Below are 16,357 nucleotides of genomic sequence, written 5' to 3'. Positions count from 1 at the left end.
CAAGAAGTCGCTGAGCATTGTGTCACAGTCGTCTTGAGCGTGCCTCGCGCAGCCGTTGATTTCAACTGGATCTGGCAGGTGCAACTTTGTCGATGATCTGCTTTGCCAGGGCGTGGTAGAGGGAAACCGGCGAAATGCAACCGGAGATGCCGGCAGCCATCAATGTCACTGCCAGCATCGGGATGGCCAGGTCCGGACTATGCGTAAGTTCCAGAACAATGACCGATGCAGTCAACGGTGAACGCGTTACGCCTGCCAGGTAGGCGCCCATTCCCAGCAATGCACACGCCTGTGGGTCAACATTGGGGATCAGGCTCAACAGCGGCTGGAATGCCGCGCCGATGCTCAGCGAAGGCGAAAACAGGCCGCCCGGTATGCCGGAGAGGTAAGAGACGACATTGGCCAGAAACTTCCAGAGAAGGAAGCTGGCATCGGTGATCGGTCGGCCTTCGAGCAAGGCACGGGTCTCTTCGTAGCCGGTGCCGAACACATGGTTGCCAGAAACTAGCCCCAGCACTGCCAGCACCAGCCCGCAGATCGCCGCGAACCGCACCGGGTAGCGCCCGCGTAGTGTACACAGGCGGCCAAGTACGCCCTTATCGGTAGGCAGCACCAGCCTGGCGTAACACCCACCCAGCACTCCCCCCAACAGCGCGCATGCAGGCACCACACTCCAGCCCCAGCCTACGGGCATCCGCCCGCTTATTTCGCCAAAGTAGGCGTTGTGCCCCATCAGCCCCAGCGTGACCACGCCGCCAATCAGCACCGCCGTCAGCACCAGGCCGCTGAAGCGTTGCTCAAACGTGCGGCTCAGCTCTTCAATGGCAAAGACGACACCGGCCAGCGGGGTATTGAACGCGGCGGCTATGCCGGCTGCGCCGCCTGCGAGGATCAGGCCGGCAATCGCGCGGCGCCCGTGCAGGCCCAATCGCTGGCCGAAGGTGTAGAGCACGGCAGCGCCGATGTGAACCGTCGGCCCCTCTCGCCCGACCGAACCTCCTACCAGCAGGGCGCCCAAGGTCAGGCTCATGCGCGCGGCGGCAACGGGAATCGAAAGCAATCGGGCACGCAGGCGCCGGGATGGCATTTCCAGGGCAGCGATGACTTGAGGTATGCCGCTGCCCTTGGCGTTTTCAAACCAGCGCTGTGTCAAATACGCCAGAAGCGCGAACCCTAGGGGAGTGATGAGAAGGGGTGCCCAGGGCATCCATTCCAGCAGGCGTTCGAACGAAGCGAATGCAGCTTCGGCTAGCCAGGCGAACGCCAGTGCGACAAGCCCCACCAGCAGCGCCCCGATCCAGAACGCCAGGCGCTGGCGCCATTCTCGCCAGCGTGAACGGCCGAGAGGGAGGGAGGGGAGGCGGGTACGGTCGGGCATCGTCTACGCAGTGTCAGAGGGTAAAGCCACGAGTATGACGTGTATTACTGGGGTGGCAAACCCGACAGAGGTGGTACTCAGGCAGGACGGGCGGACGCCCGGCGCCTTCGCCCGGTACCGTCCCGCCAGGCGGGCTCGACATGCGCAGCGATTTGAGATTTTTTTCCTCGGGCGTTACGGTTCATGGCTGTACAAGTGCACAGGCTCGGCAAACGGAGATCTGCCTGGCTGCTAATCTGGGCAGATGTCGTGGTGCCGGGGCACCCTGTGCTCATCGTTTTACAAGGAGAACTGCCGTAATGACAGCAGCCGACAAACCCAGGAGCACGCTCAATCCACCCGTCTTTTACACCAGCGCGATACTCATTTTTCTGCTGGTCTTGTACGCCACGGCATTCCAGGAGCATGCCCAGGCCCTGTTCGAACAAGTCCAGCAATGGATCATCACCAACGCCAGCTGGTTCTACATTCTCACCGTAGCGCTGGTGTTGATCAGCGTGGTGTTTCTGGCCGTCAGCCGCTACGGCGACATCAAGCTGGGGCCTGATCACAGCGAGCCTGATTACCGAAAGAGCAGCTGGTTCGCCATGCTGTTCTCGGCAGGCATGGGCATCGGCCTGATGTTCTTTGGCGTGGCCGAGCCGGTGATGCATTTCACCACACCGCCTGTGGGCGACCCTGGCACAGTCGCCGCGGCTCGCGAAGCCATGAAGATCACCTTCTTCCATTGGGGCCTGCATGCCTGGGCGATCTATGCCATCGTCGCGCTCATTCTGGCCTATTTCAGTTTCCGCAATGGCTTGCCACTGACTTTGCGCTCGGCGCTCTATCCGCTGATCGGTGAACGGATATACGGGCCTATCGGGCACGCCGTGGATGTCTTCGCCATCCTCGGCACGGTGTTCGGTGTGGCGACCTCGCTGGGTTATGGGGTACTGCAGATCAACAGCGGTTTCCACCATGTGTTCGGTCTGCCGGTAAACGCCACGGTCCAGGTCATTCTCATCACCGCCACCTGCGCGTTGGCGACGCTGTCGGTGGCCAGCGGGCTGGACAAGGGTATTCGCATCCTTTCCGAGCTCAACCTGAGCCTGGCTGTAATCCTGATGCTGTTCGTGCTGTTGCTGGGGCCCACCGTGTTTCTGCTGCAGGCCTACGTGCAGAATACCGGTGCCTACCTTTCCGACATCGTCAACAAGACCTTCAACCTCTACGCCTATGAACCCACTGACTGGATCGGTGGCTGGACCCTGCTGTACTGGGGCTGGTGGCTGTCCTGGTCGCCCTTTGTAGGCCTGTTCATCGCACGCATTTCCCGGGGGCGGACCATTCGTGAGTTCGTCTGCGGTGTACTGTTCGTACCCGCAGGCTTCACCTTGCTCTGGATGACGGTGTTCGGTGACTCAGCGATACACATGATCCTCAACGAGGGTGTCAAGGACCTGGCCGCTGTGGTCGATCAGGACAGTTCCCTGGCCCTGTTCGCCTTTCTCGAGCACTTCCCGTTCTCCAGTGTCATTTCGTTGATAGCGGTGCTCATGGTGGTGGTGTTCTTCGTCACCTCGGCGGACTCCGGCGCGCTTGTGGTCGATATGCTGGCCTCGTCGGGGCAAGGCCATTCGCCTTTGTGGCAACGCATCTTCTGGTCGGTCAGCATAGGCGCGGTCGCCATTGCGCTGCTGCTGGCCAACGGCCTCAAGGCGCTGCAGACCGCGACCATTGCCAGTGCCTTGCCCTTCGCCGCCATTTTGCTGATCGCGATCTGGGGCCTGTTCAGGGCACTCAGCCTCGATGCCACCCGCCGCGGGCTGCGCAACCAGGCATTGCCCGGCCCCCGGCATACGCGCCAGCCCCACGGCGGGTGGCAGCGGCGACTGCGCAATATCGCCATGATGCCGCGGCGGGCCCATGTGTCCCGCTTCATAGCCGAAGTGGTGAAGCCTGCCTGTGAAGAAGTCGCCCTGGAATTGCGCAAGCAGGGCTATGAAGTTGCGGTGAACGAGCGCGAAGATGGGCGCGTGATGCTTGAGCTCTCCCATGCTGGAGAAGGGCGCTTCCTGTATGAGGTACGCCCGCGCGCATTCAACACGCCCAGTTTCGTCATGCAGGATACCGACGAGGGTTCCGATACCCGCAAATACTTCCGTGCTGAAGTCCATCTGCGCGAAGGGGGCCAGGATTACGACATCATGGGATGGAGCCGGGACGATGTGATCGGCGACATTCTCGATCAGTACGAGCGCCACCTGCACTACCTGCACGTCGTCAGCTGATCAGCACTTGCACTGCCCTGTCAGCGCGTTCAGGGCAGTGCTTTGCGCTGATCTGCGGCATCACCCGGTTCGCATGCCCAGAAATCCACGGCAGCAATGGTGTGGGTCGGTGGTCCCAGCCAGTGGGAAAGGGGCTGGCAACGGCCCTTGACGCACAATTGATAGTCGCCGGCCTCCGGCGTGCGTCCGGCATGCAGAGGTTGCAGCGGGGGCAGATGACGATGGTAGTGCCATGCCCCATCACGCAGGCGAGCGTCGTCCGGGATCTCCATGCCGGCACCGCTGCCCCGCACCCGAGCCTCCTGCAGCACGAGGCCTGCGGGTGTCACCTGATAATCCTCCTCCCAGCGGACCTTCTCCACACTGTGCTGCCAGGCCAGGGTAACCTCCTGCAACGGCAGGCTTGCCCAAACCACACCGGCAAGCCCGATGCACAGGCTGGTCATGCAGGTTGCCGCGGCAATGGCCGGCTCCGCCAGTAGTGCCAGCCCATGACGGCAATGCCCAGGGCGAAGCCGACCTCGTCGCTGATCGGCAAGGCAAGAATCAGTGCTACGCCAGCCATGAATGCCAACAGCCGTTCCCACCATGGCATGGGCATGCGCCAGTGGCCGGTGGCTGCGCACCCCCAGAGTGCCACTGCAAACATGGCCTTGATCAGCATGTACAGCGTTGCGCCGAGGCTGTCGCCTTGCATCATCAACGCCGGGTCATACACCGCCATGAACGGTACGACGAAACCGGCCAATGCAATGCGCACAGCCCAGAAGCTGATCAACAGTCCTTTCTCCTTGGCGATGGGGGCGGCGGCAAAGCAGGCTAATGCCACCGGCGGCGTCAGGTCGGCAAGGATGCCGAAATAAAACACGAACATGTGCGAAACGATCAGCGGCACGCCAAGCTCCAGCAGGGCCGGAGCAGCGATGGAACTGGTGATGATGTAATTGGGAATGGTCGGGATACCCATGCCCAGTACCAGGCAGGTCAACATGGTCAGAAGCAGGGACAGGAACAGGTTTTCGCGGCCCAGGTCGAGAATGTAGCCGGCGAAGGTCGTGGCCAGGCCGGTGAGCGAGGTGACACCGATGATCACCCCGACCAAGGCGCATGCAATACCGACCGGTACCGCGTGGCGCGCACCTTCGGCCAGGGCCATGACGCAGGCACGAAGTGTGGCACGGCCACCCTGTATGAACGCGCAGGCGATGGCGAGCGAGGCAATCACCAGCAGGATGACACCGATGCCCATACGGAAGAATCCTGAACAGATGACCCCCAGCGCAACCCAAAAGGCCGCCCGCAGCCATGTCTGTTGTGCCCGCAGGATGATTGCCGAACCAAGAATGACGATGGCAGTCAGTGCCAGGCCGACCATTCCCGAATACAGCGGTGTGCGGCCGGAGAACAACAGGCCGACCAGCACTATCAGAGGGATCAGCAGGAACCAGCGTTGGCGCACTGCATCCCAGGCACTCGGGCATTGCTCGCGGGGTAGCCCATGCAGCTGGCTGCGCCGGGCTTCCAGGTGCACCATCCAGTAGACCGAGCCGAAATACAGCAAGGCCGGAATGAGCGCGGCCTTCGCCACTTCGGCATAGGGTACGTTGATGGTCTCGGCCATGATGAACGCCACCGCGCCCATGACCGGTGGCATCAACTGGCTGCCCATGCTTGCGGTCGCCTCCACGCCACCGGCAAATGCCGGCTTGTAGCCGAAGCGCTTCATCAGCGGGATGGTGAACTGCCCGGTGGTGACCACGTTCGCCACCCCTGAGCCGGTGATGGTCCCCATCAGCGCCGAGGAGAATACCGAGACTTTGGCCGGCCCCCCGCTGCGATGGCCGAACAGGCCCATGGCAAAGTCAGTGAACAGCCGGATCATGCCGGCCTGTTCAAGGAACGCACCGAACAGGATGAACAGGTAGATATAGGTCGCCGAAACATAGGTGGGCGTGCCATACAGCCCCTCGGTTCCGAAGGCCAGTTGGTTGACGATCTGATCGAGGCCGTAGCCGCGATGCGCAAGGTCACCGGGCAGGTGCTGGCCGAGCAGCCCGTAGGCCAGAAAAAGAGCGCAAATGATGGGCAGTGCGATGCCCATCACCCGGCGCGCTGCCTCGAACACCAGGCCGATCAGCAGCAGGCCGAACACCAGGTCACTTGTGGTCAGTTCCCCGGAGCGTTGAATCAGCTCCCCTTCGAAGTGCCACTGGTAGGCAGCGGTGGCCATGCCCGCCAGGCCCAGCAGCCAGCCAAGCGGTTGCCACGGCCTGCGATGACCAGTGAACGCGTAGCTCAGGTACACGACCAGCAGCAAGAACCCCACGTGTACTGCCCGCAGTACCTGACTGGAAATCAGCGGAAAAGCCGCCGTTGCGATCTGAAAGGTCGAAAATGCCAGGGCCACGGCAAAAAGCGTGGCAGGCCAACGGTCAGTACTGGCTTGCAGACCTTGCCCGGTATCACTCATGTGCCGCTCCCCCATGGGTCGAGTCAATAGTCAGGGGAGCAGGTTTTTCTCCTTGAAGTACCGTTCTGCGCCTGGATGCAGTGGAATGGGCAGGTTTCTCGCAGCATTCTGTGCCTGGATATCGTTCGCTGCCGAGTGGGCGGTGACCAGGCGCGGCAGGTTTTCGAAGATCAGCCGGGTCATGTCGTAGGCCATGTCATCGCTGATATCGGCGCGTGTGACCAGGATGTTGGTGATGGCTGCGGTTGGCACGTCAGCATCCTGGCCATCGTATGTCTTGGCGGGAATGGTCGCGGGTTGATAGGCGCTGTTGCCGATTTTGCTCACGATGGCGGCTGGCACGGGTACGAACACTACCGGCAGGGTAGCGGCCAGGTCACGGATTGCCGCCTGACCGAGCCCGGAAGATTGCAGTGTGGCGTCCAGCTGACGGTTCTTGATCAGCTCTACAGATTCGGCATACGGCAGGTATTCGACCTTGCCCAGGTCCTCATAGCTGAGCCCTGCGGCCTTGAAGATGGCGCGGGCGTTGAGCTCGGTGCCGGACTTCGGCGCACCGACCGAGATACGTTTGCCTTTGAGGTCTTCCAGCGAGGTGATGCCTGACTCCTTGCTGGCGACGATCTGGATGTAGTTGGGGTAGGTGCCGGCGATGGCGCGCAGTTTCTTCAGGGGCGCCTTGAAGCCGGCTTCGGCATCTCCGTTCCAGGCATCCGCCACCGAATCTCCCAGCGCGAACGCCAGTTCGCCACGGCCGGCTTGCAGCAGGTTGAGGTTTTCCACCGATGCCTTGGTGGCTTGCACTGAAGTCTTGCTGCCCTCGATGCCATGGCTGTAGATCTGTGATATTCCAACGCCGATGGGATAGTAGACGCCGCTGGTGCCACCTGTGAGGATGTTGATGAAGGTTGGCGCGGCCTGGGCTGTTGCGCAAGCTGCCAGTACGGTGCTGGCCAATGCCAGGCGAAGGGCTCGGTTCATGGGGATATTCTCCGCTTATTGTTCTAGTTCCCTGCGTCAGTAAACCTAGAACGAATAAACGGATCCTGCCCGGATTTATTGCTGCCCCCACGTGCTGCCCTGCAATCAGAACCTCCAGAAGGCAGGCGCGACGAGCACCAGCACGGTGAGAATCTCGAGCCGGCCTAGCAGCATGCCGATGGTCAGTAGCCACTTCGCAGCGTCCGGTAGTGAGCTGAAGTTGCCGGCCGGCCCGATCACGCTGCCCAGCCCTGGCCCGACGTTGCACACAGCTGTCGCCGCGCCACTCAGGGCAGTGGTCCAGTCAAGCCCTATCAGGGTCAGCGCCAGGGCGATCACGGCAATGGTGACGGAAAAGAAGAAGGAGAACGTCAGCAATGAGCGCACGATTTCTTCATCAATGGGGTGACCATTGTACTTCTTCGAGATCATCGCCCGCGGGTGAATCAGCTGTTTCAAACTGCTGACCAGCAGTGACGCGGCGACTTGAAAGCGGAATATTTTCAGTCCGCCGGCTGTGGAGCCCGAACATCCACCGACAAAAGTCAGGTAGAAGAACAACAGCATGGCGAAGCTGCCCCAGAGCGTGTAGTCCCCTACCGCAATGCCGGTGGTCGTAACGATCGACGTCACATTGACCGCCACGATGCGAAAAGCATCCCACCACGAAAAGTCGCTGTGCCAGCAGAGCCAGGTCCCTACCGTGACCCAGACAAGCAGGAGAAAGCCGAGAAAGCCACGCACCTGATGGTCCTTGAACAGGATGCGCCGGTGGCCACGCAAGGTCGCTACATACAGGGCGAAGGGCAGGCTTCCGAGGATCATGATCACTACCGCCACCCAATGCACAGCGGGCTGAGTCCAGTGGCCAAGCGATGCATCGGACGTCGAAAAGCCACCCGTGGAGATCAGCGACATCGAATGATTGATGGCGTCGAAAGGGGTCATGCCGGCGGCCCACAGGGCCAATGTACCGAGTGCTGTCAGCCCCAGGTAGATCACCAGGATCATTTTTGCCGCGACGTGTGAACGGGGCGTCACTTTGTCCGACCAGTCCGAGGACTCGGTCTGGAACAGGCGCATGCCGCCCACGCGCAGCAACGGCAAGATCGCGACGGCCATGCCGATGAAGCCTATGCCTCCCAGCCAGTGCAGCAGCGATCGCCAGATCAGCAGGCCGGGCGATGCGCTGTCCAGGCCGGTAAGTACCGTCGAGCCCGTGGTGGTGATGCCCGACATGGTCTCAAAGAATGCATCTGTGTAGCTGATATGCCGGATGAACACCATGGGCAGGGCTGCGAACGCGCAGACGATGACCCAGCTGGCTGTGGTCAGGAAGTACATGTCTCGGGCCCTTAGCTGCGGCGCATCGGGTATGCCACGAGCCACCAGCACAAGGCCTGCGCACAGGGCTATGAGGCTGGACCAGAGGAAGGCACCGAGGTCGTCGCTAAGGCCATACAGCAGCAGCGTGGCCATGGGGATGACCATGCTGACCGCCAGGGTAATCAGGAATACGCCGATGATGAAGGCGATGAAGCGCAAAGCAGGCAGAGGCATCGAGCAGGCTCACAGGGGCAATGACCGGCAGTATCGACTGCCATTGCATAATGTCGAGTAAAAAAGGCGTAAAAGTGCGGGTGTATCTCACCGCCGGTACTGCAGTTCGCCTGTGCAGGATGATCAGTAAGTTGTCAGTTTCGATCATTGAGCGCATTCAAACGGCTGTTTAATGTCGTTGGCAGATAAACGACGGGGCCCGCCGAGGCACCCGCATTCCGTGATCACGCCACATGGGGAACCGTTCCATGGCTGCCGACCGCTATCCGCACTTGCTGGCCCCGCTCGACCTGGGCTTCACCACCTTGGCTAACCGCACCCTGATGGGGTCGATGCACACAGGCCTTGAGGAGCGTCCCGGTGGCTTCGAACGCATGGCTGCGTATTTTGCAGAGCGTGCCCGTGGCGGCGTTGGGCTGATGGTCACTGGTGGTATCGCGCCCAACGATGAAGGGGGCGTGTATTCCGGTGCAGCCAAGTTGAGCACCGAGGAGGAGGCTGACAAGCACCGCATCGTCACCGAGGCCGTGCATGCCGCTGGCGGCAAGATTTGCCTGCAGATCCTGCATGCCGGGCGCTATGCCTACAGCCCCCGGCAGGTGGCGCCCAGTGCGATCCAGGCGCCGATCAACCCGTTCAAGCCTAAAGAGCTGGACGAGGCCGGGATCGAGAAGCAGATCGCCGATTTCGTCAATTGTGCCGTGCTGGCACAGCGCGCCGGTTACGACGGCGTCGAAATCATGGGGTCGGAAGGCTACTTCATCAACCAGTTCCTTGCCGCCCACACCAACCACCGTACTGACCGCTGGGGCGGCAGCTATGAAAACCGCATGCGCCTGGCGGTCGAGATCGTCAGCCGGGTGCGCGAGGCCGTGGGGCCGAATTTCATCATCATCTTCCGCCTGTCGATGCTCGACCTGGTCGAGGGCGGCAGCACCTGGGACGAGATCGAGTTGCTGGCCAAAGCCGTCGAGCGGGCTGGCGCGACCCTCATCAACACGGGGATCGGCTGGCACGAGGCGCGTATCCCGACCATCGCCACCAAGGTGCCGCGTGCCGCGTTCAGCAAAGTCACCGCCAAGCTGCGCGGGGCGGTGACCATTCCGTTGATCACCACCAACCGCATCAATACCCCCGAAGTGGCTGAGGCCGTGCTGGCCGAGGGCGATGCCGACATGGTATCGATGGCCAGACCGTTCCTGGCCGACCCGGAGTTCGTCAACAAGGCGGCGCAGGGGCGCGGCGATGAAATCAATACCTGCATCGGCTGTAACCAGGCGTGCCTGGATCATACGTTCGGCGGCAAGCTGACCAGTTGCCTGGTCAACCCTCGGGCCTGCCACGAAACCGAACTCAATTATCTGCCAGTCAACACGGTCAAGCGCATTGCTGTAGTGGGTGCCGGCCCGGCAGGCCTTGCGGCTGCCACCGTAGCCGCAGAGCGCGGCCACGAGGTGACGCTGTTCGACGCGGCCAGCGAAATTGGCGGGCAGTTCAACGTGGCCAAGCGGGTGCCGGGCAAGGAGGAGTTCTTCGAGACCCTGCGCTATTTCGGCAACAAGTTGAAAAGCACCGGTGTCGACCTGCGGTTGAACACTCGGGTCGATGTGCCGGCCCTGCTGGAAGGCGCTTTCGACGAGATCATCCTGGCCACCGGCATTGCGCCGCGTACGCCAGCCATTCCAGGCGTCGAGCACGCCAAAGTGCTCAGCTACCTGGACGTACTGCTCCAGCGCAAGCCGGTGGGTGAGTCGGTTGCGGTGATCGGTGCTGGCGGCATCGGTTTTGACGTCAGCGAATACCTGGTGCATCAGGGCGTGGCCAGCAGCCAGGACCGGGAGGCGTTCTGGAAGGAGTGGGGCATCGACCGCGACCTGCAGGCGCGAGGCGGCGTGGCGGGCATCAAGCCCGAGCCGCATGCACCGGCACGGCAGGTGTACCTGCTGCAGCGCAAGAAGGCCAAGGTGGGCGATGGCCTGGGCAAGACCACCGGCTGGATCCACCGCACGGGCCTGAAAAACAAGCAGGTACAGATGCTCAACAGCGTCGAGTACCTTAGGATCGACGATGCGGGCCTGCACATCCGCGTAGCTGAAGGTGAGCCGCAGGTACTGGCGGTGGACAACGTGGTGATCTGCGCCGGGCAGGAGCCGCTGCGGGAGCTGCACGAAGGGCTGCTGGCTGCGGGGCAGTCGGTACACCTGATCGGCGGCGCGGATGTGGCGGCCGAGCTGGATGCCAAACGGGCGATCAACCAGGGCTCGCGTCTGGCTGCAGAGCTTTGAGATGGCCGGGGCCGCAAAGCGGCCCCAGGTTTTCACTGGTAGACTGACGGCCTCGCATCTGGCGCTCAAACATGTCTACCCGCTTCCATGACCTTCCCCAGGCGCCATTACAGCCCCTCGAACTTGCCTGGCTGAAAAGTGCCAACGTTGAAGCCGCCATCCTGCGCCTGGACCTGATCGACCCCCTGATCAGCGGCAACAAATGGTTCAAGCTGCGCCACCACCTGCTGCACGCCCACGCCTCGGGCGCCGCCGGGTTGATCAGCCTCGGCGGCAATCACTCCAACCATCTCCATGCCCTGGCCGCCGCCGGCAAGCGCTTCGGCTTCGCCACCGTTGGTCTGTTGCGCGGCCATGCCCAGGACACCCCCACGGTGCGTGATCTGCAGGCGCTGGGGATGCAATTGCACTGGCTTGGTTACGCAGGCTACCGTGCCCGTCATGACCCCGGCTTCTGGGCACCTTGGCAAGCGCTGTATCCCGGCTGGCACTGCATCCCCGAAGGCGGTGGCGGGCAGGCTGGTGCCCAGGGGTGTGCATTGATCGTCGAGCAGGCCAAGGCCCAGTTGGGCACATTGGGTTGGCCGGACTATGACGCCTGGTGGCTGGCCGCTGGCACCGGGACCACGCTGGCTGGCCTGGTGCTGGCCGAGGCCGGCGCGCACAGGGTGCATGGCGCCCTGGCAGTGCCGCTGGACCATGGTGTACCCGAGACCATAAAGGCGCTGGCCGGTACGGCCGGGTACCAGTTGCACGAGGCCTGCCGAGAGGGTTTTGCCAGGCTCGATGATGAGCTGCAGGCTTTCATCGAACAGGCTGAGGCCAGCACGGGTGTCCCTTTAGAGGCGCTTTACACCGGCAAGGCACTGATGGCCCTGCGTGGGCAGGTCGAGGCCGGGCTGTTCAAGCCCAGCACTCGCCTGATCTTTTTGCACACCGGTGGCCTGCAGGGCCGACGCGGCTACTTGTAAGGCAGCATGCGCAGCAGCGTGTTGTCGCGCACTACATAGTGGTGATAAAGCCCGGCCAGCGCGTGCAGGCCGATCAGCCAGTACCCCCAACTGCCCACGCGTTCATGCCAGCCTTTGATGAACTTGGCCAGGTCCGGATCCGCAGCGATAAGGTGCGGCAACTCCAGGCCATAGAAGGGCACCGGTTTGTCGGCGGCACTGAGGATCAGCCAGCCGGCCAGCGGCAAGCCGATCATCAACAGGTACAGCGCCAGGTGCATCACGTGGGCAAGCCCGGTCTGCCAGGCGGGAGGCTTGGGCACAATGGGCGGCGCAGGGCGGAGCAGGCGCACGGCCAGGCGCAGCCAAACCAGCACGAACACCGTCAGGCCGAGCATGAAGTGCAGGTCCTTCATCAGGTTGCGCTCGGCGCTGTCCTTGGGGAACAGGCCACGCAACTCGATGCAGGCGTAGACAGCGGCCAGCAGCACCAGCATCAGCCAATGCAGGGCGATGGACAGGCGTGCGTAGTGGGGCGCGGGGCTGGATGAAACCATGGGTGGTCCTCGTCATCAGGTCGAAAGTGGCGCTCTTGGCGGCGCTCAGAGGTAACTGTAATCGTTGCTGCAATTAAATCTTTGCGCTGGGTCGGTGAAATTGTGTTTGCGGCCTGCTGCTCTCAATGCCGGGGTGGTTTACCCGCTAAGGTGCAAGTGCGGCCAGCTGTCAGCCACCAGAAACACGCGGTCCACCTCATGCCATTCGCCTTCCGGGCCTGGTTCAAGCCGGACCAGCATCTGCGCCGGTGCTTGCGGGTCAAGCCCCTCAAGCCATTGAGCGAACTGCCGCGCGGTCCACCCTTGATCGGCCTCGAACCTTGCCGGTGCCAGCCAGGCATGGCGGGGCAGGGGCTGCCAGCGTCCCACCTTGGCCAGTGCCCAATCCCGCCGCCGCAACCACCGCCCGCGCAGGTGCAGCGGGTTGGCCCCTGCAGGCGATTCGGCGTGCCCAAACCACGGATAGAACAGATACCCCGCCAGCCACAGGTGTGCCTGTACCTGGCCAATACCAAGCCCGGCCAGCGCCTCACGGCTTTGTGCGTCTGCCGACATGGGCAATTGGTGCCCGGCCAGGTGCGCCAGTTTGGTGCCCAGCCGGTCATGGCAACCCGGCCCGAGCCACTGCGCGGGGTCATGGCCTTGGCCGTCCGTTGGCCCCAGGTAGAGCTTTATGGCCAGCTCCAGATGGTGGGTGCCGTCGGCATCGCGCAGCACAATATCCAACTCGCCCAGCGTGCGCCCACCGGTACGGATCGCCAGGTTGGCCGCCAGCAGCTCGACACCGGGCGCCTGGCCCAGGGCGAACTGCCACAGGCCTTCGTAGTACAGGCCCAGGCGCCGGCTGGTGCTGTTTGCCAGCCACTCACGCAGGGGCTGATCGTCGGCATCCAGCGCCTGTAACCAGTCTTTCAGGCGCTGGGGGTCTACCGCCCAGGTGCTGCCGGCCAGCGGATGGCGCTGGGGGCAGGGCGGTGTGCTCAGCAGCGGTGGCGACAGCAGCGTCCAGGCCAAGTCGCGCACGGCGGCTCGGCGCAATTGGCGAGGCAGGTCGTGGAGTTCGGCGAAAGGCATCATGCTGCGAGCATAGCCGGTTTGCCGCTGCCCGGTCGTTTCGCCCATAATCGCGGCATAGTCACCCGCCGCAGAGCCTTGCAGGAGCCCCATGGAGCAATTTCGCAATATCGGTATCATCGGCCGCCTTGGCAGCTCGCAGGTGCTCGACACCATTCGCCGACTGAAAAAATTCCTCCTCGAGCGCCACCTGCACGTGATCCTCGAGGACACCATTGCCGAAGTGCTGCCTGGCCACGGCCTGCAGACCTCCACGCGCAAGCTGCTGGGCGAAGTATGCGACCTGGTCATCGTTGTCGGCGGTGACGGCAGCCTGCTCGGCGCCGCGCGTGCTTTGGCCCGGCACAACATTCCGGTGCTGGGGATCAACCGCGGCAACCTGGGCTTTCTCACCGATATCCGTCCGGACGAGCTGGAAGAAAAGGTCGCCGCAGTGCTCGACGGCCACTACCTGGTGGAAAACCGCTTCCTGCTTCAGGCCGAGGTGCGCCGCCACCACGAGGCCATCGGCCAGGGCGATGCGCTCAACGATGTGGTCCTGCACCCGGGCAAGTCGACGCGGATGATCGAGTTCGAGATCTACATCGACGGCCAGTTCGTCTGCAGCCAGAAGGCCGACGGCCTGATCGTCGCCACCCCCACCGGCTCGACCGCCTACGCGCTGTCGGCCGGCGGCCCGATCATGCACCCCAAGCTCGACGCCATTGTCATTGTGCCCATGTACCCGCACACCCTGTCGGGCCGCCCGATCGTGGTCGACGGCAACAGCGAGCTGAAGATCGTGGTGTCCAAGGACCTGCAGATCTACCCGCAGGTATCCTGTGACGGTCAGAACCACTTCACCTGCGCCCCCGGCGATACCATCACCGTGAGCAAGAAGCCGCAGAAACTGCGCCTGATCCACCCGCTGGGCCACAATTACTACGAGGTTTGCCGCACCAAGCTCGGTTGGGGCAGCCGCCTGGGGGGCAGGGACGACTGATGTTCGATCCGGCGCGAAGTTTCGACATCATCGGTGACGTGCATGGCTGTGCGCTGACCCTCGAACGCCTGCTCGACACCCTCGGCTACAAGCGTGTCGGTGGCGTCTGGTGCCACCCGCGGCGTCAGGCGCTGTTCCTCGGCGACATCGTCGACCGCGGCCCGCGTATCCGCGAGGCGCTGCACATCGTCCACGACATGGTCGAGGCCGGCCAGGCCTTCTGTATCATGGGCAACCACGAATACAACGCCCTGGGCTGGGTAACCCCGGCGCTGCCCGGCAGCGGCAAGGCCTACGTGCGCGAGCACACGCCGCGCCATGCCCGCCTGATCGACGAGACCCTGACCCAGTTCGCCCACCACCCCGGTGACTGGCACGATTTTCTGCAGTGGTTCTACGACATGCCGCTGTTCGTCGACGCCGGGCGGTTCCGCCTGGTGCATGCCTGCTGGGACCCGCGGCTGATCGACCCGCTGCGCCAGCAATACCCCGACGGGCGCATCGACGAACACTTCATCCAGGCCTCGGCCGTGCCCGGCAGCTTCGCCTCCACGGTCTGCAACCGCCTGTTGCGCGGCACCGACATGCGCCTGCCGGACGGCCTGACGTTGACCGGCGGCGATGGCCTGACCCGCGCCTTCTTCCGTACCAAGTTCTGGGAAGAAGACCCGAAGACCTATGGCGACATCGTCTTCCAGCCTGACGCGCTGCCCGATGAGGTGGCCCGCACGCCGCTCAGCCACACCGAGAAAAATGCCTTGCTACGCTATGCCGAAGAGGAGCCGCTGCTGTTCGTCGGCCATTACTGGCGCAGCGGCCGCCCGGCGCCGATCCGCCCCAACCTGGCCTGCCTGGACTACAGTGCGGTGCTGTACGGCAAGCTGGCGGCCTATCGGCTGGATGATGAAACCCGGATCGACCCGCACAAGTTCGTCTGGGTCGACGTCGATCGACCGCAGGCCAATCAATGAATATCGTCGAAGTGATGCGCCTGCCGCTGTCGGTCGACCTCAGCGGCTTCGTGCACCTGCTGCAACGCCTGCAGGTGCCGCACCGGGTCAGCGAAGAAGGCGAAGCCCAGGTCCTCTGGGCACCGGAAACCATGGCTGCGGATGTCCTTGAGCTGTACCAGCGCTACCCAGACGGCAACGCTGATGTCGAGCTTGCGCAGGCCCCTGCGCAAGGCGACTTGCCGGCGAAAGGGCCGACACTGGCCGAGCAGGCGAAAGCCTGCAAGGTCACCGCTGCCGTCCTGTTCCTGTGCCTGATCGTCGCCGGCCTTACCCGCCTGGGCGACAACCTCACCACCATCAGCTGGTTCACCTTCCTCGACTACCGCGTCCAGGGTGAATACCTGCACTTCACGCCGCTGGCCCAGGGCCTTGCCGAAGGCCAATGGTGGCGCCTGGTGTCGCCGATGCTGCTGCACTTCGGCGTACTGCACCTGGCCATGAACGGCATGTGGTACTGGGAACTGGGCAAGCGCATCGAACTGCGCCAGGGCCCTTGGTTGCTGGCTGGCCTGACCTTGCTGTTCAGCCTGGTGTCCAACCTGGCCCAGCACTACACCAGTGGCCCGAGCCTGTTCGGCGGCCTGTCCGGGGTGCTGTACGGCTTGCTCGGCCATGTCTGGCTGTACCAGTGGCTGGCGCCCAACCCACACTTCAGCCTGCCCAAGGGCGTGCTGGTGATGATGCTCATCTGGCTGGTCATCTGCCTGACCGGTGTGGTCGGCCAACTCGGTTTTGGCCAGATCGCCAACGCCGCGCACGTCGGCGGGCTGCTCATCGGATGCCTGACGGGCCTCTTGGGTGGTGCGCTGGCGCGGCGTAAACTGTCCGCTTGAT

General features: G+C 63.1%; 13 protein-coding genes. 6 read left to right on the top strand and 7 right to left on the bottom strand.

The features are described from left to right. Positions 1-61 precede the first annotated feature (61 nt). On the bottom strand, positions 62-1,378 hold the full coding sequence (locus tag IWW33_RS03675) for a chloride channel protein (protein ID WP_231386142.1): 1,317 nt from the start codon (positions 1,376-1,378) through the stop codon (positions 62-64). Positions 1,379-1,677: 299 nt separating this feature from the next. On the opposite strand from IWW33_RS03675, the gene betT reads away from it, so the two are divergent. After that, positions 1,678-3,651 (top strand): choline BCCT transporter BetT, encoded by a 1,974-nt coding sequence (betT, locus tag IWW33_RS03670; RefSeq protein WP_115275644.1) that lies wholly within the window; start codon positions 1,678-1,680, stop codon positions 3,649-3,651. 29 nt (positions 3,652-3,680) lie between these two features. Here the strand turns inward: betT and IWW33_RS03665 are convergent, their stop codons facing one another. The 4 genes from IWW33_RS03665 to IWW33_RS03650 all read right to left on the bottom strand — a co-directional run bounded on the left by IWW33_RS03665 (position 3,681) and on the right by IWW33_RS03650 (position 8,662). Further along, positions 3,681-4,097 (bottom strand): DUF1850 domain-containing protein, encoded by a 417-nt coding sequence (locus tag IWW33_RS03665; protein ID WP_046786522.1) that lies wholly within the window; start codon positions 4,095-4,097, stop codon positions 3,681-3,683. Then, complete coding sequence (locus tag IWW33_RS03660) at positions 4,094-6,121, bottom strand: TRAP transporter permease (RefSeq protein WP_115275654.1); 2,028 nt, start codon at positions 6,119-6,121, stop codon at positions 4,094-4,096. The genes IWW33_RS03665 and IWW33_RS03660 overlap by 4 nt, the downstream gene beginning before the upstream one ends. Before the next feature lie 30 nt (positions 6,122-6,151). Then, positions 6,152-7,102: a TAXI family TRAP transporter solute-binding subunit gene (locus tag IWW33_RS03655; protein ID WP_046786521.1), complete on the bottom strand. Its 951-nt coding sequence runs from the start codon at positions 7,100-7,102 to the stop codon at positions 6,152-6,154. Positions 7,103-7,207: 105 nt separating this feature from the next. Further along, positions 7,208-8,662 carry a TrkH family potassium uptake protein gene (locus tag IWW33_RS03650; RefSeq protein WP_125924855.1) on the bottom strand — a complete coding sequence of 485 codons (1,455 nt, stop codon included), beginning with the start codon at positions 8,660-8,662 and terminating at the stop codon, positions 7,208-7,210. A 248-nt stretch (positions 8,663-8,910) separates the two neighbouring features. Here IWW33_RS03650 and IWW33_RS03645 point away from each other — a divergent pair, with 248 nt between their 5' ends. Further along, a complete protein-coding gene (locus IWW33_RS03645) occupies positions 8,911-10,947 on the top strand; it encodes an NADPH-dependent 2,4-dienoyl-CoA reductase (RefSeq protein WP_174141811.1) in 2,037 nt (678 codons plus the stop codon). Positions 10,948-11,018: 71 nt separating this feature from the next. Next, the gene (locus IWW33_RS03640; protein WP_174141809.1) at positions 11,019-11,918 is read left to right on the top strand and encodes a pyridoxal-phosphate dependent enzyme; all 900 of its coding nucleotides are present in this window, start codon (positions 11,019-11,021) and stop codon (positions 11,916-11,918) included. Here the strand turns inward: IWW33_RS03640 and IWW33_RS03635 are convergent. After that, positions 11,909-12,454, bottom strand: coding sequence for a cytochrome b (locus tag IWW33_RS03635; protein WP_119688545.1), 546 nt, complete (start codon positions 12,452-12,454; stop codon positions 11,909-11,911). The genes IWW33_RS03640 and IWW33_RS03635 overlap by 10 nt on opposite strands. A gap of 138 nt (positions 12,455-12,592) precedes the next feature. After that, positions 12,593-13,576, bottom strand: a complete 984-nt coding sequence (locus tag IWW33_RS03630; protein ID WP_115275655.1) for a DUF1853 family protein — start codon at positions 13,574-13,576, stop codon at positions 12,593-12,595. Between the two features lie 43 nt (positions 13,577-13,619). Here IWW33_RS03630 and IWW33_RS03625 point away from each other — a divergent pair, with 43 nt between their 5' ends. The 3 genes from IWW33_RS03625 to IWW33_RS03615 are packed head-to-tail and all read left to right on the top strand — an operon-like array spanning position 13,620 to position 16,356. Continuing rightward, entirely contained in the window at positions 13,620-14,510 is an 891-nt protein-coding gene (locus IWW33_RS03625) for an NAD(+) kinase (protein ID WP_012313480.1), read from the top strand. After that, a complete protein-coding gene (locus tag IWW33_RS03620) occupies positions 14,510-15,481 on the top strand; it encodes a metallophosphoesterase (RefSeq protein WP_046786515.1) in 972 nt (323 codons plus the stop codon). The genes IWW33_RS03625 and IWW33_RS03620 overlap by 1 nt, the downstream gene beginning before the upstream one ends. Further along, complete coding sequence (locus IWW33_RS03615) at positions 15,478-16,356, top strand: rhomboid family intramembrane serine protease (RefSeq protein WP_174141808.1); 879 nt, start codon at positions 15,478-15,480, stop codon at positions 16,354-16,356. The genes IWW33_RS03620 and IWW33_RS03615 overlap by 4 nt, the downstream gene beginning before the upstream one ends. Position 16,357: the final 1 nt, after the last annotated feature.

The sequence above is a fragment of the Pseudomonas sp. M2 genome, from assembly GCF_015751845.1.
Classification (GTDB): Bacteria; Pseudomonadota; Gammaproteobacteria; order Pseudomonadales; family Pseudomonadaceae; genus Aquipseudomonas; species Aquipseudomonas putida_E.
Note: the sequence above shows the minus strand (reverse complement) of the source record. Positions and strands in the feature narration are given on the sequence as shown.